The sequence below is a fragment of the Mycolicibacterium brisbanense genome (genome assembly GCF_001570425.1).
GTDB classification, from domain to species: Bacteria; Actinomycetota; Actinomycetes; order Mycobacteriales; family Mycobacteriaceae; genus Mycobacterium; species Mycobacterium brisbanense.
Genome location: NZ_BCSX01000047.1, coordinates 65,080 through 87,718, shown reverse-complemented (window position 1 = coordinate 87,718; position 22,639 = coordinate 65,080). Strand labels below are relative to the sequence as shown.

Below are 22,639 nucleotides of genomic sequence, written 5' to 3'. Positions count from 1 at the left end.
CGTTACTTATCCGGTGATCCAATTGCCGTGGAATCCATAGGGAACACGCTGCGGCAGCGCAATTTTCGCCACCGGCTTCCCAGCAAAGTCACAGGCATCGAGGATCACGAGATCGCTGCCGTCACGCTCGGGATCGTAGACATATCCGAGGTACCACCCGTTGCTCTCGTCGGCAGCGCCTGCACCGGGAACGAACACCGCTTCGCCGGGGCCGCCGGACCCCAGGTCGTGGCGTACTCCGGTGCCCGTCGCCAGGTCGTAACGGATCCAGCCGTTGGGGCCGACCGCCACGGAGTAGCGCGCATCCAGGCCTGCGAGCCGGTCGTCGATGCGTGGGAACTCGACGCCGGCATCGTCGAGTTGCCGCTCGGCGACAGTCCCGGCGCTCAGGTCGATACGCCACTCCCACAGCACGCCCTGGGCGTCGAACCCGCCGTTGTCCCGCCACAGTTCCGGATACCGAACCGCGTGCAGCACAATCACATTCCCTGATTCGTAGGCATTGGCGACGTGGAATACGTAGCACGGGTCGATGTCGAACCAGCGGATGGGCGCGGTGGGGTCGTCGCGGCGCATGACGCCGAAGCGGGCCCCGTAGTCGTCGCTCCAGCGGTAGGGCATATCGCCGTCGCCCTTGATCGCGACGTCGAGGTCGAACACCACCGGCAGGTCCATGAAGACGACGTGACCGGAGGTCATCGCGAAATCGTGCATCATGGTGTGCGCCTTGACATCGACGGGCTGATTGACGGTCAGTTCGCCTGCGGCATCGGCCCGGTGATAGGTGACGTAAGGCTCGAATATGCTGCCGTAGCCGAAGAAATGAAGTTCGCCCGTGGTGGGGCAGATCTTCGGGTGCGCCGTCATCGAATCGACAAGTTTGCCGCCGAAGTCGTAGGCGCCCAACGTTTCCAGCTCATTGGTGATCTCGTACGGCAACGAGCTCTCCACCAGAGCGAGGGTGCGCCCGGCGTGGTTGACCACATGGGTGTTGGCGACCGCGGCCCGCAGGTTGCGGCTGCCGTCGGCGTTGTAGAGCGGAAAGTCCTCGATGAAGCTGTCGGTGCGCACCCACCGGTTGCGATACCACTTCGCAGCGCCGTCTTGGATGCGGACGCCGTGGATCATCCCGTCGCCGGTGAACCAGTGGGCGGTCGCCTGCCGCGGGTTGGGCCCGTTGCGCAGGTACCAGCCGTTCAACTCAGGCGGGATGGCGCCTTCGACCGGAGGGTCGTATTCGGTGAGTTCGTCCGCGACGGGCGCGTAGTTGCCGCGCCGGAAAAAGTCGGTTTCGCCGATGGGCAGGGCTGAGGTCATGCCATCTACGGTGACATTCCACTACTGACATGTCAATAGTGGAAGCTAAGCTGTCGCCATGAGTTTGCGAATGGCCGCGCTCGGCCTCCTGGCGCAGCACCCGGGCAGCGGATACGACCTGCTCAGACGGTTCGAGAAGTCGATGGCCAACGTATGGCCCGCCACCCAGAGCCAGCTCTACGGCGAGCTCAACAAACTGGCCGCGGCGGGCCTGATCGAGGTGTCCGCGATCGGGCCACGCGGACGCAAGGAGTACCGCGTCACCGCGGCAGGCCGCGACGAACTCATGCGATGGATCCGCAATCCCGCCGACGATCCGCCCGCCCGCAGCGCCGAACTCCTCAGGGTGTTCCTGCTCGGCGAACTGCCCCCGGACCAGGCGCGCGAGCACCTGCTGGCGCTGGCCGACCATTCCACCGCGGAGATCGAGCGGCTCAAAGAACTCGAAGCGTCGATCCCCTGCATCGAGGACGACCCGTACGGGCATGCGGCCTTGGTATACGGCCTGCGCTTCAACGCCATGCAGGCGCAGTGGGCACAGTGGGCCGTCGCGCGCCTCGAGAAACGCGACTAAATCGGCCGTTGCATCGCGATAGTTTCCGATATATCGTTAATGCATCGGAAGCGCGTACGGCGCTTCCCGTCGAAAGAGAGAACCTCACCTATGAACACCCCATTCACCTCCCCCAATCCCCCGTTCGGCCCCGGCGGCTTCGGTTTTGGCTTCGGCCCCGGCGACCGTCGCGCCCTGCACGAAGAGCGGCGGCGCGCCCGGCGCGAGTTCCGCGACCACGTCCGCGAGGAGTCGGCAGGACATCACGGACCGTTCGGCCGCGGCTTCGGCGGACCCGGCTTCGGTCCCGGTTTCGGCTTCGGCCCCGGTTTCGGTCCGGGTTTCGGCCCCGGTTTCGGCGGCGGACCTCGTGGCCGCGGCCGTGGCGGACGTGGCGGCAGCCGTGGCCGGCGCGGTGACGTCCGTGCCGCGATCCTCAAGCTGCTCACCGAGCGCCCCATGCACGGCTACGAGATGACCCAGCAGATCGCCGAGCGCAGCAACAACCTGTGGCGGCCAAGCCCCGGCTCGGTCTATCCCACGCTGCAACTGCTCGTCGACGAGGGCCTGATCGTCCCGGCCGCCGAAAGCGAAGGCAGCAAGAAGACTTTCGAGCTGACCGCCGACGGCCGCGCAGCCGCCGATCAGATCGAGACCGCACCCTGGGACGCCATCGCCGAAGATGCCGACCCCAATGCCGTCAACCTGCGCGCCGCCATCGGACAGCTCATGGGCGCCGTCGCACAGTCGGTGCACACCGCCAGCGAAGAGCAGCAGCAGCGCATCCTCGACATCGTCAACGGCGCACGCCGCGAGATCTACCAGATCCTCGGCGAGGAGTAAGCCCACGGGACGGGTCTGCGTAGGCTGACCGGCATGCAGACCTTCCCCTTGGGTTCGTTCGCTGTGTCGCGCGTCGGGTTCGGTGCCATGCAACTGCCCGGGCCCGGCGTGTTCGGCCCGCCGCGTGACCGCGAGCAGGCACTGTCGGTGCTGCGGCGGGCAGTCGAGCTGGGCGTCAACCACATCGACACCGCACAGTTCTACGGGCCGGCCGTCGCCAACGAGTTGATCCGCGCCGCGCTGCACCCGTATCCGTCCAACCTCGCTCTGGTCAGCAAGGTCGGCGCCCGCCGCGACGAGCAAGGGCAATGGTTACCCGCCCAGGAGCCCGACGATCTGCGCCGCGGGATCGAAGAGAACCTCCAGACCCTCGACACCGACCGGCTGGCCGCGGTGAACCTGCGCGTGCACGACGGCGACGGCGACGGCATCGGCGTGCCCACCGCCGTCGACCGTGAACTCTTCGAGCGGCAACTGGCCGCGATGATCGCGGCTCGCGACGAAGGCCTCATCGACGGCATAGGCCTCAGCAACGTCTCTGCGGAGCATCTTCGAATTGCCTTGGGCCACACCGAGATCGCGTGCGTGCAGAACGCATACAATCTGGTCGACCGCAGCGCCACACCGGTCCTTGAGCTGTGCGTCGCGCACGGTATCGCATTCGTGCCGTTCTTCCCGCTCGGTTCGGCTTTCGATCCGAACAGTCCCGTGCTCGGCAACGACACCGTCCGGCAGGCGGCGGCCGACCTCGGCCACACACCCGCGCAGATCGTGCTGGCGTGGACGCTGTCGGTCGCGCCCAACGTCCTGCTGATTCCCGGTACGTCGTCACCGGCGCACCTGGAGGAGAACCTTGCGGTGGCGGACATCTCGCTACCCGACGACATCAAGACCCGGCTCGACGAGCTGGGCGGGTAAGGGCATGACCGAAGAGATCACCGCATACGTCGTTCCCGCGCTCGTGGCCGTGCTCGCGGCTGCCGGCATCACCATCGGCATCCAGTTCCGCGATGTCGACGCCTACGAGCGTCGGCGCGGATTCTGGCAGTGGCTGCTGGTGCTGCTCGCCGCGCTGGCGACCTTGGGGGCCACCAACTCGGCATCCGGTGCCGGGAACCTACTCGAGTCCAGCTTGTTGTCGGTGCTGGCGATGGCAGCCGTGATCGTCGGGCACGTCATGTGGCGCAGGCGAGTTCCCGATGCCGAACCCCGCACCCAGCGTCTCGCGGTGGCGGCTTCAGCGCTCGCCGTCGTCGTCGTCGCCGCGTCGGTGACATTCACCTACATATCCGGCAAGGGCTGTCGCCAGGCCCAGCCCCTGGTGGAGTCCAGCCGGGCAAGCTCAGGGCTGATCCTGCCGGCGTTCGCCGCCAATCAGGGCCCGACGGTCGGCGACTTCAACGAGTGGGCCAAGGTGATCGGCGAGCAGGCCAAGCAGGTCACCTCGGGCAAGGCCGCCGAGCACGCGCACCGGCTGGGTGAGTTGGCCGGCCAGATCGCCGACGCCGAGCGGACCAACGACAAGGGCCGCCACGCCATGCTGGGCGTGCAGTACTACGACGAGCTCAAGGGCCTGCTGACGACCTGCCCGCCACCGCGGTGACCCGCCCGAGGGCTTTGTGGAGTTCTAGCCGTCCGCGCTACGGCTAAAACTCCACAAATCACGTGATGTCGACCCAATCCAGCGTGCGCTGAACCGCTTTCTGCCACCCGGCGTATCCGCTCGAGCGCTGGTCCTCACTCCATTGCGGGGTCCAACGCTCACCTTCCTGCCAATTGGCGCGCAGATCGTCGGCGTTACGCCAGAAGCCGACCGCCAGGCCGGCCGCATAGGCCGCACCGAGCGCGGTGGTCTCGGCGACCACGGGCTTGACCACGTCGACGCCGAGCACGTCGGCCTGGATCTGCATGCACAACCGGTTGGCGGTGATACCGCCGTCGACCTTCAGAACCTCAAGGTGCACACCGGAATCGGCCTCCATCGCGTCAACCACGTCGCGGCTCTGATAGCAGATGGCCTCCAGCGTCGCGCGGGCCACGTGCGCGTTGGTGTTGAACCGCGACAGCCCGACGATCGCGCCCCGCGCGTCCGAGCGCCAGTACGGCGCGAACAGCCCCGAAAACGCGGGCACGAAGTACACGCCGCCGTTGTCGGCAACCTGTCGCGCCAACGCCTCGCTCTGCGCGGCGCCGCTGATGATGCCGAGCTGATCGCGTAGCCACTGCACGGCCGAACCGGTCACCGCGATCGAACCCTCAAGGGCGTAAACGGGTTTCGCCGGGGTGCCGTCGCCGGACGCGAACTGGTAACACACCGTGGTCAGCAGGCCGTTATCCGACCGGACCATCTTCTCGCCGGTGTTGAGCAGCAGGAAATTTCCTGTGCCATACGTGTTCTTGGCCTCGCCGGCATCCAGGCACACCTGCCCGACCATCGCGGCCTGCTGGTCACCGAGGATGCCCGTCACCGGTACCTCGCCGGCCAGCGGTCCGGCGGGGCGGGTCAGACCATACGGGACGGGTGACGAGGACGGCCTGATCTCGGGCAGCATCTGGCGCGGAATCCCGAAGAACGACAACAGTTCATCGTCCCAGTCGAGGGTCTCCAGGTTCATCAGCATGGTGCGGCTGGCGTTGGTGACGTCGGTGACGTGGACGCCGCCCCGGCTGCCGCCGGTCAGGTTCCACACCAGCCAGCTGTCGGGGTTGCCGAAGATCGCGTCACCGTTCTCGGCGGCGGCCCGCACTCCGTCGACGTTCTCCAGGATCCACTGAATCTTGCCGCCGGAGAAGTATGTCGCGGGTGGCAGGCCGGCCTTGTGCCGGATCACGTCGCCGCGGCCGTCGCGGTCCAGGGCGGCGGCGATGCGGTCGGTGCGGGTGTCCTGCCACACGATGGCGTTGTGATACGGCCTGCCGGTGTGGCGGTTCCACACCAGCGTGGTCTCCCGCTGGTTGGTGATGCCGAGCGCGGCGAGATCCGCAGCAGAGAGTTGGGTCTTGTTCAGCGCGGTCATGATGACTGCCGCGGTACGTTCCCAGATCTCCACCGGATTGTGTTCGACCCATCCGGCACGCGGCAGGATCTGCTCGTGCTCGAGCTGATGGCGGCCCACCTCGGCACCCGCGTGGTCGAAGATCATGCAGCGGGTGCTGGTGGTGCCCTGGTCGATGGCTGCCACGAAATCGGCCACTCTAGGTCCTTTCCCGAGTCGCTTTCGCTCCTACCCTTCAAAGCGTCCATCATGGCTTACGTGGGACCCCAACCTGATTCTCTTCGTACTCGCGGCACGTCGGCCAAAACCGGTATCGAGCGAATGCCGCGCGGCGGCTACGACGCATCCTGCCTGGACCGGCTGCTGGAGACCGACCGGTTGGAGTACATCGACCGCGACGACGCAGCGGATGGGCTCAAGCGACAGGTCATCGATGCCCTGGACTGGACCGGCCGGATCTTCCGCAATCACCAGAAGTTCGCCGCGATCGCTCTGGATCTGGTCGCCGACGTACCCGATCCGACGATTCTGGAGCTCGGCGCAGGCCACGGCGGACTGTCACGTCAGCTGCTGGACGACCATCCGTCGGCCCGCGTCACCGTCTCCGATGTCGCCCCCGCCTCGGTGGACGCGCTCGCCGCGGGCGAACTCGGTGCCCACCCCCGCGCGCAGATTCGCGAACTCGACGCCACGGAGATCGACGCCGCCGACGGCAGCTTCGACCTGGCGGTCTTCGCGTTGTCGTTTCATCATCTGGCTCCCGCGCAAGCCTCCCGGGTGTTCGCCGAGGGCACCCGCGTCGCGGACACGCTGCTGATCATCGACTTGCCGCGCCCGCCCGCCCCGCTGCATCTGCTCAGGCTCGCGGCAATGCTGCCTGCCGTGCCGTTCGTCCCGTTCATCCACGACGGCGTCATCAGCTCGCTGCGCTCCTACAGTCCCTCGGCGCTGCGCAGTCTCGCCCTGCACGCCGACCGGAGCATCCAGATCGAATTGCGCAGCGGGCTCACGCTGCCCCAGATCGTGATCGCGCGCCGCGGCTAGCGTCGCGGCCGGGTGAGCCGGTGCAGCAGCCAGGCCGGCGGCACCGTGGCGGCCAGCGTGACAGCGAAGAGGACGACGGCCGAGCCGGTGTAGACAGGCCATCGCAGCACGAGCGCCATCACCAGATCCATGACCACCACGTGCAGCAGGAAGATCTCGTAGGAGATCTCCCCCAGCCACACCAGGGGCCGGCTGCCCATCAGCCGGGCGTACCCGCCGGAGTCGCCCAGCGCGAGCGGCGCCACCACCAACGTGGCGATCGCGGCGTAGAGCACCGTCTTGGACACGTCTTCGGACAGGGTCAGCGTGACGGCGGTGGTCCGCCCGGCGATCGGCGTCGACACCACCAGATAGCAGGCCACGGCCAACGGCAGCACCGCCAGTGCGTAGCACCGCACGCCCATGGCCGAAAGCACCGCGAGCATCATGCCGCCGGCGAACCAGGCCAGATAGTGCGGCAGCCACGCTCCCGCGCCGACCGGCAGCCAGTGCGTGCTGTGCAGGATCACCAGCCAGGCCGGGCTCACCGCGGCCATCAGCATCAGGCCCGCGAGCAACAGCACCGGCCGGAACCGGCGTCGGCACAGCAGCACCAGCAGCAGGTAGGCCAGCAGCGGCAGCACCGCGTAGAACGCGACCTCCACGGCCAGGCTCCACATCTGCGACAACCCTTGATGCAGGTAGGCGGTGAAGTAGTCGTCGCTGTAGATCTGGGTCAGGGTGAGGTTGCGCGCCAGGCCGGTCCAGGTGTGCCCGGGGTTGGGATGCACGGGACGCACCTGGTAGATCCCGAACACCAGCAACACCGTCACCACGTACGCGGGCACGATCCGGCAGAAACGGCTGCGGGCATAGCGCGGTACCGACGGATGCTCGCCACCGGCCGCCGCGGCCCGCACCCACGGGCGGAACAACAACAATCCGGACAGCACGAAGAAGATCGGTACCCCGATCTCCAGTCGCGCACCCAGCAGCCCCGCGTAGCCGTGCGTGAGCAGCCCGGTGCCGTAGGACGCGTGGGTGCCCATCACGGCCATCGCGGCGACGGCCCGCACCCCGGTCAGCGCGGCGATCCGGTCGACGCTGCCGACCTGTTCGAGGCCGCCTTGGTCCTCGTCAGCTTGTCGGGCACACAATTGCCGAGCCTATTACGCAATTTTCCTGCGCACGCCGTCCCCGACGTTGTTGCATCGGCGTGTGGGCGAAGAGGTCAGCAATACCGAGTACACCCGGGCGCACCGGCAGGAGTACCGCCGCAAGGTGCAACTCTGCCTCGACGTGTTCGAAACCATGCTGGCGCAGTCCCGCTTCGAGTTCGAGCGGCCGTTGACCGGGATGGAGATCGAATGCAACCTGGTGGACAACGCCTACCAGCCGGCGATGATGAACCAGGACGTCCTCAACTCCATCGCCGACCCGGCGTACCAAACCGAATTGGGCGCCTACAACATCGAATTCAATGTGCCACCCCGGCCGTTGCCCGGGCGGGCGGCCCTCGACCTCGAAGCCGAGGTGCGGGACAGCCTCAACGCCGCGGAGGTCAAGGCCAACCAGAACGGCGCCCACATCGTGATGGTCGGCATCTTGCCGACGCTTATGCCCGAACATCTTTCGGCCGGCTGGATGAGCGAGTCGACGCGGTACCAGGCCCTCAACGACTCGATCTTCACCGCCCGCGGCGAGGATATGACGATCGACATCGGCGGCCCGGAGCGACTTTCGCTGCAGGCGGCATCCATCGCCCCGGAGTCGGCGTGCACCAGCATGCAGTTGCACCTGCAGGTCTCGCCCGCCGATTTCGCCCGTAACTGGAACGCCGCCCAGGTGCTGGCAGGTCCCCAGTTGGCCATCGGCGCCAATTCGCCGTACTTCTTCGGCCACCAGCTGTGGGCCGAGACGCGTATCGAACTGTTCGCCCAGGCCACCGACACCCGGCCCGAGGAGCTCAAGACCCAGGGCGTGCGGCCGCGGGTGTGGTTCGGGGAGCGCTGGATCACCTCGATCTTCGACCTGTTCGAGGAGAACGTGCGGTACTTTCCGTCGCTGCTGCCCGAGTTGTCCGACGAGGATCCGGCGGCCGTGCTGGCCGCCGGCCGCGCCCCGCGACTGCCGGAACTGCGGCTGCACAACGGCACCATCTACCGGTGGAACCGCCCGGTCTACGACGTCGTGGACGACCTGCCACACCTGCGGGTGGAGAACCGGGTGCTGCCCGCCGGGCCGACGGTGGTGGACATGATGGCCAACTCGGCGTTCTACTACGGGCTGCTGCGCACCCTGTCCGAGGAGGACCGGCCGATCTGGACCAAGCTGAGTTTCGCCGCAGCGCAACACAATTTCGAATCGGCCGCACAGTACGGTATGGAGGCCCGGCTCTACTGGCCCGGCGTGGGCGAGGTGACGCCCGACGAGCTGGTGCTACGCCAGCTGTTGCCGATGGCGCACGAAGGGCTGCGCCGCTGGGGTGTTTCCGGCGAGGTGTGCGACCGCTACCTGGGGGTCATCGAGGGGCGGGCGAAAACCGGGCAGACCGGTGCGGCGTGGCAGGTCGCGACCGTGCGGAAAATCGAAGAAGGCGGCGTGTCCAGGCCCCAGGCGTTGGCCGAAATGTTAAGGCTTTACGTCCAGTGGATGCACAGTAATGAGCCCGTCCACAGCTGGGAATGACTCGCGTACGTTGGATTGCATGGCATCTGATCAGGTTTTGGATTGGGACGGCGCCTATCGGGGTGTAGGCGAATTCGAGGGTCCGCCACCGTGGAATATCGGCGAGCCGCAGCCCGAGTTGGCAGCGCTGCACCGGGCCGGGAAGTTCCGCAGTGACGTGCTCGACGCCGGTTGCGGGCACGCGGAACTGTCACTGGCCCTGGCCGCCGACGGCTACACCGTGGTGGGCATGGATTTGAGCCCAACCGCGATCGCCGCGGCCAACCGGACCGCCCAGGAACGCAATTTGAGCAACGCCAGCTTCGTGCAGGGCGACATCACGTCGTTCCGGGGTTACGACGGCCGGTTCAACACCGTGATCGACTCGACGCTGTTCCACTCCCTGCCTGTGGCGGGGCGCGACGGCTACCTGAGTTCCATCCACCGGGCCTCGGCTCCGGGCGCGTCCTACTACGTGCTGGTGTTCGCCAAGGGCGCGTTCCCGGAGGGACTTGAGACCAAGCCCAACGAGGTGGACGAGGATGAGTTGCGGGCCGCGGTGTCCCAGCACTGGGTGGTCGACGAGATCCGCCCGGCGTTCATCCACGCGAACGCGGCGGCCATCCCGGGCACCCCGGTTGAGCCGCTGCCGCACGATCAAGACGAGAAGGGCCGCACCAAGTTCCCGGCCTTTCTGTTGACCGCCCACAAGGGCTGAGGCTCGGCTCCGCGAGCGTGCGTGTCTGCCGCTCAACACGCCGTGAGGTCTCGGCGCTTTCGTCACACTCGCGCCCGACGACCGTGACGTATTGCTGACACGTCGCGACTGACCGGACTTCCGCTCTTTCTCCCCTGGCCGACCGGGTAGTGATCGCCCGCCCGGTCGGCCCACAATCCCGCCCAGTTGGTGCGGGTGTGAGCAGGCCTGCCACCAATAGCCTTGTGTGGCATGATAGTTGCACTGCTCGACCGCGTAGAGGTCGACCCGCTCGCGCCCGCCCCGCGCGGAACGTGGAGTGCCCCGGGAGTTCAGGTGCGACGCCGGCGCGGGCCCCACGCGCCGCATCCCGGCACGTGCACTGCCCGGTTCTGCGCGCGGCGGCGCGGCGATTCCCTGACCGTCGATCACGATCTCAGCCCTGCCGAGCTCACCGATGAACTCGCCATCCTGCTGACCGAGCAACTCGGCGGGATACTGCGCGGCCAAGCGGATTTCGAGCTGGTCTTCACCGGCATCGTGCGCTCGACGATCGACGGAGCACTCCCGGCCTGGGTCAGGTTCTACCGCAATTCCCTTGCCGCGCTGGAAACCGGCACCGCGACGTTCGCGCCCGTGCACCGGCGGGCGGCCGAACTGGTGGTGGGTCACCGGCTGCTCGACCTCGGATCGTGCTTCGGATTCTTCCCGTTGCGCATGAGTCAGCTCGGATTCGACGTCACCGCAACCGATCTCAGCGCCCCGACGATGGATCTCCTGGCACGCGTCAGCGTCCGGCTGCGCCGTCCGCTGACGACCCTGGCCTGCGATGCCACACATGTTCCATTGCCCGACAACACCGCCGACACCGTCACCGCCCTGCACCTGCTGGAACATCTGCCCGCCGCGGCGGGTGATGCCGTGCTCACCGAGGCCCTGCGCCTGGCCCGCCGCCGCGTGGTTCTCGCGGTGCCGTTCGAAGACGAACCGCAGGCCTGCTACGGCCACATCCGGCGGTTCGACACCGCCGAGCTGGTCCGGCTCGGCGAGCGGGCGCGCGAACTCCGCCCCGGTGTGCGCGTCACCGTGTCCGAGCATCACGGCGGCTGGCTCGTGCTCGACCTGGCTTGACTTGCCTTCACCTTGCACCGCGAGCGTGCGTGTCTGTTGCCCAACACGCCGTGAGCCGTGGGCATTTTCGTCACTCTCACGCGCCCGCGACGTGGCGCATCGTGTCGACACACGGCGGCGTGTTGCCCAGCAGACACGCACGCTCGCGGTGCCGAGTGGTAGGTGCCGGCGAAATCAGATCAACCCGCGCTTGCTGGCCGCGTACACCGCCTCGGCGCGGCGGCTGACCTGCAGCTTGCGCATGATGTTGCTGACGTGAAACTTGGCCGTGGTGGCCGAAATATACAGCCGCTCACCGATCTTGACGTTGGACAGGCCCGCAGCAAGCAGCCGTAGCACTTCGAGCTCCCGGTCGGTGAGCTGCTCGCGAGGTTCGCTCCTGCCGCTCAACGTACGGACCACCGCGGCGGCGCTGCGGGAGTCGAACGCACTCTCCCCCGCCGAGATGGCCCGGATCGCACGCACCAGTTCGGTGGTGTCGACGTCCTTGACCACGTAGCCGCGCGCTCCGGCGTGCACCGCACGAACCACCAGATCGTCGTCGAGGAACGTCGTCAGCACCAGGAGCCCGACCTTGGGATGAGCCGCGGACAGCTTGGCGCACAACGACAAACCCTCGAAATCGGACCCGGCGGACAGCTTGAGATCCAGCAACACCACGTCGGGCCGCATGGCGGCAACCATGGCCTCGGCCTCCGGCTCGGAAGCCGCCTCACCGACCACGACGAGGTCATGCTCGCGCTCCAGCACCGATCGCAGGCCCTGCCGCAGGATGGCGTGATCGTCGACCAGCGCCAGCCGGATCGCTCTGATCTTGGTGTCAACCGTCATCGCGGTCTCCTTCCGATCCGTCCCTGGGGATGGTGGCGACCACCCGCACCCCGCCGAGGCGGGACCGTTGTACGACGAAGGAGCCACCCCGCTCGCGGCACCGGGCCTGCATGTTGGCGAGCCCGCGATGGTGCCCGTCGACGTCCGTGCCGTCGGCCAGGCGCAGCATCAGCCGCATCTTGTCCGGGTCACCGGTCCCGTCGTCGGATATCGACAGCGTAACGGTGGTGGGCCGGTACCGCAGCCGCACGATGGCCCTGGTCGCGTGCCCGTGCATGGCCGTGTTGAACAGGGCTTCGCCCGCCACCCGCAGCAGCGCATGCTCTGCCGCACTGGGCAATTCGGTGGCGGCACCCTCGACCTTGAGGGTCACCCGCAGATCCTCGGGCATGTGCACGGTCGCCAACTGCTCCAGCATCTCGGGCAGGGTAGACCGGCCCGCGTCGCCGGGCTGGTTGAGCGCATAGATCGCCGACCGCAGCTGTTCGGTGGCCGAGCGGGTGAGGGTCTTGGCGGTGTCCAACCGTTCGACGAGCTCGGGCGCGCCTGCCAGCGCCTGGATCTCACTGCGGCACACCTCGATCTGCATACCTGCTGAGAGCACCGTCTGCGCGACGCTGTCGTGCAGTTCGCGGGCGATGCGGTGCCGTTCGGAGTCGAGCACCTGATGTCGTTGCGCCGCACCGAGTTCCCGCTGAGTCGCCAATAGTTCAGCGTTGCGGGCCTCGGACTGGGCCAGCAGCGCCTGCGAGCGCTGGAACAGTTCGCAGTTGTGCAGGGCGACGGCGGTCTGACTGGACAAGATCCGCATGACCGTCTCGTCGGTGCCGTCGAGCATGCGGCCCTTGGGCGTCCAGGCCGCGAACGCGCCGATCACACCGCCGTCGAGCTCGAGCGGCACGTGCGCATGGTGAGGTTCGATGACCGGCAACCGGAACTGGGCCAACTGGCCACGCAGGATGTCGTTGAGCCGGTTGAGCACCGCGTCGGGCAGGTGCGGCACCGGATGCTTTGCGCCGGAGAGCCCTTCGAACGAATAGGCGTTGCCGTCGGCATCGAGGATCAGGTGCCGCGGCCGCGCCCCGGGTAGCGCGCCGTCGGCCAGCGCCAGCAGCACCCATTCGGCACCGAGGTGCGTGCGGGCGGCTTCGGCCACCGCGCGGACCAGCTTCTCGGGACCATTCACGGTCTGCACCAGAGCATGTGAGATCGTGTCGAGCGCAGCGATCACCCGCTCGGTGCGTTGCGCGGCCACCCGGAACTCGGAATAGAACGTGGACTTGCCCGAGCGTATCCCGGTGAGACGTTCCAGATCGGGCGCTCTCACAGCGCCGCCCGGAACAGCGCCCGCAGCGCCGCCTCGTCGGCCGGACGCGGGTTGGTGGTGATGCAGGCATCGGCCATCGCGTTGTGCGCCAGCACCGGCACGTCCTCGTCCCGCACGCCCAGTTCGCCCAGGCCGCGCGGCACGCCCACCTGCCGGGCCAGCTCCTGCAGCCGATCAGCAAGGGCCAGTGCGGATTCCCGTGCCGGGGCCCGCTTGTCGGCGATACCGAGGCAGGCGGCGATGGTGGCGAACGGCGCCGGGTCGGCCTCGGCGTTGAACCGCACCACATGCGGCAGCAGCACCCCGTTGATGACGCCGTGCGGCAAGTCCAGCAGCCCACCCACCTGATGGCTCATGGCGTGTGCGGCACCGAGGATGGCGTTGGTGAAGGCCAACCCGGCCTCGAGCGCCGCCTGCGCCATGAGCACCCGCGCAGGCATCTCGTCCGGACGTTCGATGGTGGACACCAGATTCTCGGTCACCATGACGACCGACCGCAGCGCGTGATGGTCGGTCAGCTGATTGTGGCCCAGCGAGACGAACGCCTCGATGCCATGTGTGAGCGCATCCAAACCCGTTGCCGCATTGAGCCATTCCGGCATGGTGGTGAGCAGCCGCGGATCGATGACGGTGATGTCTGGGACCAGGGCCCGGCCCAGGATGGTGATCTTGGTGTTGCGGGTGGTGTCGGTGACGATGCAGAACTGGGAGACGTCCGCGCCGGTACCCGAGGTCGACGGCAACACCACGAGCGGCGGGATCGGCATGGTGGCCTTGTCCACGCCGGCGTAGTCGAGGATGTCCCCGCCGTTGGCGGAGAGGATGGCGATGCCCTTGGCGGCGTCGATCACCGAGCCGCCACCGAGAGCGATGAGCACGTCGCACCCGTGTTCGCGGTAGAACTCGTGGCCTGCGGTGATCTCGTGGTCCTTGGGATTGGGCGTCAGCGCGCTCCACACCTGCGCCTCGACGCACTGGGCGCGTAGATGCCCGACGAGTTCACGCACCCAACCGGCCTCGATCAGCCCCGGGTCGGTGACCAGCAGCGGCCGCAGCCCGCCGAGTCGCACAGCGGCATGGGCGGCCTCGGCCATCGAATCGATGCCGAACACGATCTCGGGCGCATGGAACTTCAGCAGCCGGCTGGGCATCGCGTCGGGCGTGGCCGTCGGCACCGCCATGGGCGTGATCTCCGCCTGCGCTATCACGTCGCACTCCCAAGTCATGTGATCCACGTAACACTGCCACCCTACGGCCCATCTCGACCGCCGCCAATGTGCAGGTGGGCAGCTGCCTACCTGTCCGATCGGGCAGGTAGGCAGTCAGGACAGGGCGTGCGCGAGCTCCCCGGCGTGCGCGCTCAGCGCGGCGGCGTCGCTGGCCACCACCACGCGGTCGCAGACCTGCGCGTATTGCGGCATCGCGCACGTCGCCTGGTGCCAGTATCGGCGCGGCTCGGGCGTGACCCAGGCCAGCCGGTGCACGCGGCGGCGCAGGGCACGCAGCTGCTCGACACCGGCGGGCAGTCCTCCGCTACGCCCGTCGCCGACGATCAGCACGGCGGTGCGGCGATCGAGCGAGTCGGCCTGCCCGCGCAGCATGTCGTCGAACACCTGCCCGTAGTCGCTGCTGGCGTCGAGATCCAGCTGCGCTTCGGCAAGCACCGCGGCCAGCGCGTCGTCGCCCCCGGTGCGCAACAGGATGTCCGTGACGTCGACAGGGCGGTCGACGAAGGCCATCACCCGGCACCGATGCGCGCGCCGGTGCATGGCCTGGGCCAGCCGCAAGGTGAACGCGGTGACCGGCCGCACGGACAGCGACACATCGGCGATCACCAGCAGCCGAATCCGGTCGGGCAGCGGGGTACGCGTCACCAGGTGGAACGGCACACCGTCGGTGCGCAGCGCGGCTCGCGTGGTGCGGCGCATGTCGAGCCGGCCATGGCCGCGCTCGCGGGGACGCGGCCGCGGTGCACCACGCATCCGGCGCAGCACCTCGTGGCACGCCAGGTCGACATCGGTGGCCAGCCCGGCATCCGTTGCGGTATCCGGCGTTTCGGCTTCAGCGGTCAGCCCGCAGCGGTCCGCCAGGGCAGCGACGAAACCCTCGACCGCCGCGCTCAGCTGGCCCAGCTGTTCGGCGGTCAGCGGCTGCTCGCCCGCGTCGTCGCCGTAGGTGCGGCTCGGGTCGTATGCGTCCAGCCAGGCCAGGATCGACTCGGGATCATCCCAACTCAGCGCGCCGGCCACCACGGGGGCCACCGAGTCCGCGAGGTCCCCGGCCATGCTGGCGGAAGCGCGGTCCACCTCCACGGTGTAGCGGACCCCGCGCCTGCCGGTGTCGCTCTCGGCCGACACCGTCAACTGGTTGTCGGCCCCCGTCACGCTGTAGTCGTCGTCGTCCTTGTGCGGGTTGAAGCCCTTGTCGGCCTCCGGGGTGTCGAAGTGGTCGCCGACCTCCGCGGCGCGCTCGTTGTATTCGGCGTAGCGTCCGATCTCCTGGTCCTCGCCGACGTCGAGTTGGTCGGGCAGGCCCGAGCCGGTGTGGGCACGGCTCGGGCCCGGGTCCTGACGGGCGAATTCCGTTGCGCCGAACAGCGCGTCGAAGGCGCGGTCGAATCCTCGTTGTTCCCGGCCGTATTTGGCGCACGTCGCCCGCAGCGCCGCACGCAATGCGGCGAGATCCCGGGCTCCGAGCAGGCCCAGCACTCGGCGTACCTCGATGACCTCGGCCGGTGACGTCGCCACCCCTGCGCGGCGCAGCAGGGCGCCGAACATCGCGGCGACGATGTCGAGCAGATGTGACGGCGTCACGTCCTGCCGCCCCTCCCCCGGAAAACCGAGGTGGTGGTGTTGGCCGGGCGCGACGCCACGGTGGCCCGTTGCGGTTCGGCATGCACGGGGGCCGGTGCGTCACCGAGGTGGCGCAGCGCGATGTCGCGGTCGCTGGTGAACTTCACCAGCGTCGAGAGCAGAATCGATTGCGCCGTATCCGATGTCGTGTCGCCGAGGATCGCCGCGGCGCGGGCGGCGTCGATCACCTCGGAGATCGACGGCGCCTTGCGCAGCGGCAGCTCACGCAGCGTGCGCGCGAGTTCGACCACGTCGGCCACCACCGCGGGCTCGACGCGTGGCGCCCGCACCTCGACGATTTCCCGTTCCCGTTGCGGGGTGGGGAAATCCAGGTGGTAGTGCAGGCAGCGACGCTTGAGTGCGGCCGAGAGCTCACGAGTGTCGTTGGACGTCAACACCACCCACGGCACAGTGCGGGCCGCGAAGGTGCCGATCTCCGGGATGGTGACCTGGCGTTCGGCCAGCACCTCCAGCAGCAGCGCCTCCATCGCCTCTTCGGTGCGGTCGACCTCGTCGATCAAGAGCACCACGGGCTGTTCGGAGAGCACCGATTCCAGCAGCGGCCGCACCGACAGGAACTCCTCGGAGTAGATGTCGGTGGCGATCTCGTCGACGTCGCTCGTCTGGTCGCGCATCATCTGCACGTGCAGCAGCTGTTTGGCGTAGTCCCATTCGTAGAGCACGCGGTTGTCGTCGAGACCCTCGTAGCACTGCAGCCGGATCAGCCGTCGGCCGCCGGCTGCGGCCAGAGCCTTGGCCAGTTCGGTCTTCCCGACGCCGGCCGGCCCCTCCAACAACAGGGGCCGGTCCAGCGCGGTCGCCAGGTGCACCACCGTGGCCAGGTCGTCGTCGGCGATATAGTCCTGCTCCCGCAGCGCTTCGGAAAGCGCTGCGGGGCCGGCGAATCCGTCGACCTCGGACTCAGTAAGTGCCATTAATCGCATGACCGACCACCGGGATCATCGATTCCACCGTCACCTCGCGCGGGTTGCCCGGCGTGCACCAGTCGCCCTGGATGTGTTCGGAGATCGCCAGCACGGACTTGTCGTCGCCCTTGATAACATCGCCGCGGCCGGCGTACTTGCCGGTGTTCATCCGGTTCTTCTCGTACGAGTCAGTGCGGACTTGCGAGAAGTTGTCCGGGATGCCCACGTCCTGCGACAGCCGGATCGCGGCCTCGACCGCGGCGTCGGCGGCCTGCACCGTGGTCATGTTGCGGGTGTCGACGCCCATGGCGGTGGCCAGCTGCGCGTAGCGCTCGTAGCGGGCGGGCAGGTTGTATTCCCACACCCGCGGCAACGCGATCGCGTTGTTGAGCCCGTGGTGGCTGTCGAAGAACGCACTGACCGCGTGGCTGATCGAGTGCACGATGCCGAGCCCACCGGAGTTGAACGCCTGCCCGGCGATGTACTGCGCGTTCATCATGCCTTCGCGGGCCTTGAGGTTGCGGGGCTCGAACACGGCCTCGCGCAGGTTCTTGGCCACGAGTTCGACTGAGTACAAGGCATTTCCGAGTGACGGCGCGAAGTCGAGGCGCGAGACGTAGGGCTCACTGCCGTGCGCGAGCACGTCGAAGCCACAGTATGCGGTGAAGTGCTGCGGGCAGGTGTAGTACAGCAGCGGGTCGTCGATGGCCAGTGTGACGATGGTCGCCTCGTCGAAACCCACCCACTTGTGCGGGTGCTCCATGTCGGACGTGTCGGTGATGACGTAGGCCCAGGAGGTCTCCGAACCTGTTCCCGCCGTGGTGGATACGGCGATGTGCGGCGGATTTTGCTTGTTGGTGGATTTGGCGAAACCCTCGAACTCGTTGATGTTGCGGCCGTCGTGCGCGATGACGACGCGTGCGCCCTTGGCCGCGTCATGGCTGGAGCCGCCGCCGATGGAGATGATGCTGTCGCACTTCTCCTGCTGGTACAGCGCCGCGGCCTCCATGACGTTGTAGTCCTTGGGGTTGGACTCGACCTTGTCGTAGAGCACCACCTCGACACCCTGGTACTCGATCTTGCCGGTCAGCTCCTCGATGATGCCCGAGCCGCGCAGGCCCGTCGTCATCAGCAGGGTGCGCTTGAAGCCGAGGTTCTTTGCCTCGACACCGATGATGTCGTGCGCGCCCACGCCGAGCAGGGCCCGTGGGAACGGGTGGAACTCCTTGATCGGAAAGTCCCAAATCTGGTTCAGCTCAATGGCCATCGGAAGACTCCTTCTGTCGTGTGACACCACCGTGAACCTCCGTGGCGCGCATCACAACGATTCGAAGGCAGTACCGGCCGACCGGCATGCCAGAACTCTCCGATCGGGCAGGGCCGCGCACTCCCTTTCCAGCAGGCCGCTCACAAGTGCCCGTCGGCTGGGCGAGCCCCCACACATTCGGGGCGCTATACCGGCGACATAAGTGCGCATATGCACATTTGCCAGAATCGCGCAAGACGTACAAGTTGCCCGATGAGATCAATTGATCAGCCATCTTCATTGCATCCTTCAAATAGCTAAATACGACCGATTTCTGCTGATACCAGCGGTACTAGCAAATGAATGTGGTCCGGCACACAAGGGCTATCGAACTCCATTGAGCATTGCTACAGTCCTTCCGAATACTTGCACATTCAAGATCGGGGCGGTCATGACAGCCGGCTTGGTAACGAGCAATTGCAACATTGGCGCGGCTGACACACAGCACAGCTGGAACGACCCGAAACGCTATCTGTGGCTGCTCGGTGCCGCGGTCCCATGCTTGGTGATGGTGTCCTGGCTGGCCGTGAAAGTGACCGGGTTCGGCGGGTTCTGGTGGCTCGGAACATTTCTCACGTTCGTGTTGATCCCGCTCCTTGACCGCGTCGTCGGGATCGACCGAAGCACCGCACCCGATGACGCCTACATCGATCTCGACAAGGATCGCTGGTATCGCTGGGCCACCTACCTGTACCTGCCCACACAGTACCTGTCGCTGATCTTCGCGTGCTGGGTGTGGAGCGGCGGCGGCTGGGTTGTCCTCTCGCCGATCGACCGCGCCGGGCTGCTGGTGACAGTGGGGATCGTGGGCGGCATCGGAATCAACGCCGCCCACGAGTTGGGCCACAGAAACGCCCGGCTCGAGCGGCGGCTGAGCAAGATCGCCCTCGCCCAGACGTGCTACGGCCACTTCTTCGTCGAGCACAATCGCGGTCACCACGTACGCGTCGCGACACCGGACGATCCGGCCAGTTCACTGATGGGACAAAGCCTTTACCGCTTCATCCCGCGATCGGTGACCGGTGGGCTTCGCTCCGCATGGGCGCTGGAGGCCCGACGATTCACCCGCCGCGGGAAGACACCCTGGACGTCGCGAAACAACGTGCTCAACGCGTGGCTGATGAGTCTCGCGCTCTTCGGCGGGCTCGCCGTGTGGTTTGGGCCGGTGGTCCTTCCGATGCTCGTCGGCCAGGCGATCGTCGGCATCTGCCTGCTCGAAGCCGTCAACTACCTCGAGCACTACGGACTGCGCCGCCAACGCCTGCCCAACGGCCGGTACGAACCCGTCTCCGCTCGGCACAGCTGGAACAGCAACACACTGGTCGCCAACGTGTTCCTCTACCACCTGCAGCGCCACTCAGACCACCACACCAATCCGCAACGGCGCTATCAAAACCTGCGTAGCCTGGGCGAGGCCCCTCAGTTGCCCAACGGATACGGCACCATGTTCGTGCTGGCGCTGGTCCCGCCGCTGTGGCGCAAAGTCATGGATCCTCGCGTGGTCGAGCACTATTCGGGTCGTATCGAGTTGGCCGCGCTCGACCCGCGGCATCGCGAACGCCTCATCAACAGACACCGGGCGGGTGCCGCATGACCGTGATGTCGCGCCGGCGGTTTCTCGCCACCGGCACGGCGGCCGCCCTGGGTGCCTCCGGCGCGGGTTGGTGGGTGCAGCGGCATGCCGGTCGCTCCGAGCCCCGGGCGCACTACCCCGCGATCGTGATCGGAAGCGGCTACGGCGGCGGGGTTTCCGCACTTCGCCTGGGAGAGGCCGGCATCGAGACCCTGCTGCTGGAGAAGGGCAGGCTGTGGGACACGCCTGACACGGACGGCAAGCGGTTCACCAAGATGTTGCCCGCCGACACCCGGGCGGGTTGGTTCACTTCGGTTCCTCCGAGCCTGGTCACGTCGTTCCAAGGATTTTCGATCGACGCTGTCGCACGCAATTCGCCGTCGCCGCAACCTGTCCAAGCCGGCATCTGCGACAAGACGACGCTCGGGGCCCACCATGTGTTCCGCGGGATCGGGGTCGGCGGCGGCTCGCTGATCAACGCCGCCGTGGCCGCCGTGCCGACTCCACGGCAGGTCGCGGAGTGCTTCCCGGACATCGCGGTGGACGAGTTCCTGGGAACCTACATCGAGCGCGCCAAACGCACCCTGCGGATCAGCTATCGCGACATGGACTGGTTCGAGCGGACACCGTGGTTCCAGTTCGCCCGAGTCGGCCGCGAATACGCCGCAGCCGCAGGCTATCCGGTCGATTACAACGGCAGTGCCTACTCGTTCGACTACATGTTGGACGAAGAGGCCGGCAAGGCCGAGCGATCGGCGCTGGCGTTCGAGCAGCAGTTCGGCAACAACTACGGGCGGACGGGCAGCGTCGATCAGACGTACGTCGCATCCGCTCTGGCCACCGGCATGGTCACGTTGCGGCCACTGACGGAGGTGACCGCCGTACGCCGGGAGGGCCGCGAGTACGTGGTGTCCACCAGAACCATCGACCGCTGGGGCAACGAGACGGGCCGAGAAGAGATCGGGTGCCACCGGCTGTTTTTGAGCGCAGGCGTGTTGGGTACCAATCAGATTCTGCTGCGAGCTCGGGAAACCGGGGCACTGCCCGACCTGAATGACGCCGTGGGATCTGGCTACGGCAACAACGGCGACGTGATGGTGGCCCACTGGCTCAAGGACGGCGACCCCGCGGGTACCCAGCAGTCACTGCTCGGGCTGATCAACCTCGACGGTCGGGCCGACACCGAGAACCCGGTGTACGCCACCATGTTCTCCCTGCCGCTGCCCGTCGAGACCTTCATGCTCGGCTACTACGTCATGATCAAAACCGGCGATCGTGCCGACATCGCCTATGACCGGGCGTCGGATTCGATCACCATCGACTGGCCCGCCACCTTCAACGACCACCTGATCGAGCGGGCCAGGTCGGTTTTCGACAAGCTGACGCGGGTCAACGGGGTGGACTATCGCGATGACATCTTTTCCGGGGAGATCTTCGCCCCCAACACTGTTCACCCGTTGGGCGGTTGTGTCCGCGGCGCCGTCACCGACGCGTTCGGACGCGTCAAGGGTTACGACAATCTCTATGTCAACGATGCGTCGCTGATCCCCGGCCACCTCGGATGCAACCCGTTCATGACGATCACAGCATTGGCCGAACGCAACATCGAGGCGGTTCTGCAGGGTCGCCACTAGCCGGCGGTGCCGCGCCTCTACCGGCGAGGGCGCCCGCTGGTCGCGAACAGGGAACGCGTGGACTCGACGTATTGCTCGACCGTCACGGGCTTGACGCCGCCGATCACCTCGACGAGGTTGTTGGCGCCGGCGAAGACGCCGTCTCGGTAGTCCTGTGCGACGTTGCTGAAGTGCTGCACGAAATGGGGAGATGCGCCGGCGTCGGCCAGCCCCGCCGCGAAGGCGGTGATGTCCATCGGTTCATAGCGCACCGGAATACCAAGGGTGGCTTGTACTTTCGCGGCGATTTCGTACCAGTTGAGGTCCTCCGCGCCGGACAGCTGATACACCTGCCGGTCATGCGGCTCGGGGTTTTGCAGGATGGCGGCGATGACGTGGGCTTGGTCGGCGGCGTCGACAGGGGCATGGCGCCCGTCGGCGAAGGGCAGCCGGTAGACCCCTTCCCCGTTCTCTCGGATCCAGAACATGTTCATGAAGAACGTGAAGAACGTGGGCCGCAGATGGGTGGTGATCAACGCGCTGCGGTCCAGCAGTCGCTCGGCCAGCCAATGGTGGCGCGCGGCATTGCTCTTGGCTTCCCGGCGGGCAGAGATCTGGGACATGTTGACCACTGATCGCACGCCGGCTTCACTGGCCGCCTGCACGAAGTTGGCGGTGGCCTCGATCAAGCCGGGCGCGACGGGGTAGTTGAAGTACGCCGCGCTCACCCCGGCCGTGGCGGCGCTCACCGAGGGGAAGTCCAGCAGGTCACCCTGCACCACCTCGGCGCCCAGTTCCCGCAACCGGTCGGCACGCTGATCGACGCTGTGCACCAACGCACGCACGTGTTGACCGCGTTCCCGTAACAACCGCACGGTGTGCGCGCCGGTGTTTCCGGTGGCACCGGTGATCAAGAACAGCTTGTCTGCGTCGGCCATGGTGGCGCCTTTCTCGCGGATGATGCCGTTAAGGACGCACCACCCC

General features: G+C 67.1%; 20 protein-coding genes. 10 read left to right on the top strand and 10 right to left on the bottom strand.

The window, feature by feature from the left end:
* Positions 1-6: 6 nt before the first annotated feature.
* Entirely contained in the window at positions 7-1,317 is a 1,311-nt protein-coding gene (locus tag RMCB_RS27810) for a carotenoid oxygenase family protein (protein WP_062831331.1), read from the bottom strand.
* A gap of 58 nt (positions 1,318-1,375) precedes the next feature.
* Here RMCB_RS27810 and RMCB_RS27805 point away from each other — a divergent pair, with 58 nt between their 5' ends.
* The 4 genes from RMCB_RS27805 to RMCB_RS27790 all read left to right on the top strand — a co-directional run bounded on the left by RMCB_RS27805 (position 1,376) and on the right by RMCB_RS27790 (position 4,316).
* Complete coding sequence (locus RMCB_RS27805; RefSeq protein ID WP_062831330.1) at positions 1,376-1,891, top strand: PadR family transcriptional regulator; 516 nt, start codon at positions 1,376-1,378, stop codon at positions 1,889-1,891.
* Positions 1,892-1,981: 90 nt separating this feature from the next.
* Positions 1,982-2,713, top strand: coding sequence for a PadR family transcriptional regulator (locus tag RMCB_RS27800; protein WP_062831329.1), 732 nt, complete (start codon positions 1,982-1,984; stop codon positions 2,711-2,713).
* A 33-nt stretch (positions 2,714-2,746) separates the two neighbouring features.
* On the top strand, positions 2,747-3,631 hold the full coding sequence (locus RMCB_RS27795) for an oxidoreductase (protein ID WP_062831328.1): 885 nt from the start codon (positions 2,747-2,749) through the stop codon (positions 3,629-3,631).
* A gap of 4 nt (positions 3,632-3,635) precedes the next feature.
* Positions 3,636-4,316: a hypothetical protein gene (locus RMCB_RS27790; RefSeq protein ID WP_062831327.1), complete on the top strand. Its 681-nt coding sequence runs from the start codon at positions 3,636-3,638 to the stop codon at positions 4,314-4,316.
* A gap of 58 nt (positions 4,317-4,374) precedes the next feature.
* Here RMCB_RS27790 and glpK read toward each other — a convergent pair whose 3' ends face one another.
* Positions 4,375-5,907: a glycerol kinase GlpK gene (gene glpK, locus RMCB_RS27785; protein WP_062831326.1), complete on the bottom strand. Its 1,533-nt coding sequence runs from the start codon at positions 5,905-5,907 to the stop codon at positions 4,375-4,377.
* Between the two features lie 123 nt (positions 5,908-6,030).
* Here glpK and RMCB_RS27780 point away from each other — a divergent pair, with 123 nt between their 5' ends.
* Positions 6,031-6,753 carry a class I SAM-dependent methyltransferase gene (locus tag RMCB_RS27780; RefSeq protein ID WP_062831325.1) on the top strand — a complete coding sequence of 241 codons (723 nt, stop codon included), beginning with the start codon at positions 6,031-6,033 and terminating at the stop codon, positions 6,751-6,753.
* Here RMCB_RS27780 and RMCB_RS27775 read toward each other — a convergent pair.
* Positions 6,750-7,889, bottom strand: a complete 1,140-nt coding sequence (locus tag RMCB_RS27775; protein ID WP_062831324.1) for an acyltransferase family protein — start codon at positions 7,887-7,889, stop codon at positions 6,750-6,752. The two genes, RMCB_RS27780 and RMCB_RS27775, sit on opposite strands and share 4 nt — an antisense overlap.
* 61 nt (positions 7,890-7,950) lie before the next feature.
* Between RMCB_RS27775 and RMCB_RS27770 the strand changes: the two genes are divergently transcribed.
* The 3 genes from RMCB_RS27770 to mftM all read left to right on the top strand — a co-directional run bounded on the left by RMCB_RS27770 (position 7,951) and on the right by mftM (position 11,227).
* Positions 7,951-9,420 carry a glutamate-cysteine ligase family protein gene (locus tag RMCB_RS27770; protein ID WP_029373476.1) on the top strand — a complete coding sequence of 490 codons (1,470 nt, stop codon included), beginning with the start codon at positions 7,951-7,953 and terminating at the stop codon, positions 9,418-9,420.
* A gap of 19 nt (positions 9,421-9,439) precedes the next feature.
* A complete protein-coding gene (locus RMCB_RS27765; RefSeq protein WP_062831323.1) occupies positions 9,440-10,117 on the top strand; it encodes a class I SAM-dependent methyltransferase in 678 nt (225 codons plus the stop codon).
* A gap of 231 nt (positions 10,118-10,348) precedes the next feature.
* The gene (mftM, locus tag RMCB_RS27760) at positions 10,349-11,227 is read left to right on the top strand and encodes a mycofactocin oligosaccharide methyltransferase MftM (RefSeq protein WP_062831322.1); all 879 of its coding nucleotides are present in this window, start codon (positions 10,349-10,351) and stop codon (positions 11,225-11,227) included.
* Positions 11,228-11,401: 174 nt separating this feature from the next.
* On the opposite strand, the gene RMCB_RS27755 is transcribed toward mftM, so the two are convergent.
* The 6 genes from RMCB_RS27755 to mdo form a co-directional block, all read right to left on the bottom strand.
* The gene (locus tag RMCB_RS27755) at positions 11,402-12,058 is read right to left on the bottom strand and encodes a MadR family response regulator transcription factor (protein ID WP_062831321.1); all 657 of its coding nucleotides are present in this window, start codon (positions 12,056-12,058) and stop codon (positions 11,402-11,404) included.
* Positions 12,048-13,385, bottom strand: coding sequence for a MadS family sensor histidine kinase (locus RMCB_RS27750; protein WP_062831320.1), 1,338 nt, complete (start codon positions 13,383-13,385; stop codon positions 12,048-12,050). The genes RMCB_RS27755 and RMCB_RS27750 overlap by 11 nt, the downstream gene beginning before the upstream one ends.
* Positions 13,382-14,566, bottom strand: coding sequence for an iron-containing alcohol dehydrogenase (locus RMCB_RS27745; RefSeq protein WP_062831319.1), 1,185 nt, complete (start codon positions 14,564-14,566; stop codon positions 13,382-13,384). The genes RMCB_RS27750 and RMCB_RS27745 overlap by 4 nt, the downstream gene beginning before the upstream one ends.
* Before the next feature lie 141 nt (positions 14,567-14,707).
* Positions 14,708-16,162: a MadC family VWA domain-containing protein gene (madC, locus tag RMCB_RS27740; protein WP_084388625.1), complete on the bottom strand. Its 1,455-nt coding sequence runs from the start codon at positions 16,160-16,162 to the stop codon at positions 14,708-14,710.
* A 32-nt stretch (positions 16,163-16,194) separates the two neighbouring features.
* Entirely contained in the window at positions 16,195-17,172 is a 978-nt protein-coding gene (locus RMCB_RS27735) for an AAA family ATPase (protein WP_234792264.1), read from the bottom strand.
* The gene (gene mdo / locus RMCB_RS27730; RefSeq protein ID WP_062831316.1) at positions 17,159-18,430 is read right to left on the bottom strand and encodes an NDMA-dependent methanol dehydrogenase; all 1,272 of its coding nucleotides are present in this window, start codon (positions 18,428-18,430) and stop codon (positions 17,159-17,161) included. The genes RMCB_RS27735 and mdo overlap by 14 nt, the downstream gene beginning before the upstream one ends.
* Before the next feature lie 430 nt (positions 18,431-18,860).
* On the opposite strand from mdo, the gene RMCB_RS27725 reads away from it, so the two are divergent.
* Both RMCB_RS27725 and RMCB_RS27720 read left to right on the top strand, forming a co-directional pair.
* Complete coding sequence (locus RMCB_RS27725) at positions 18,861-20,063, top strand: alkane 1-monooxygenase (RefSeq protein ID WP_062831315.1); 1,203 nt, start codon at positions 18,861-18,863, stop codon at positions 20,061-20,063.
* Positions 20,060-21,676, top strand: coding sequence for a GMC oxidoreductase (locus tag RMCB_RS27720; RefSeq protein WP_062831314.1), 1,617 nt, complete (start codon positions 20,060-20,062; stop codon positions 21,674-21,676). The genes RMCB_RS27725 and RMCB_RS27720 overlap by 4 nt, the downstream gene beginning before the upstream one ends.
* Before the next feature lie 17 nt (positions 21,677-21,693).
* On the opposite strand, the gene RMCB_RS27715 is transcribed toward RMCB_RS27720, so the two are convergent.
* A complete protein-coding gene (locus RMCB_RS27715) occupies positions 21,694-22,593 on the bottom strand; it encodes an NmrA family NAD(P)-binding protein (RefSeq protein ID WP_062831313.1) in 900 nt (299 codons plus the stop codon).
* Positions 22,594-22,639: the final 46 nt, after the last annotated feature.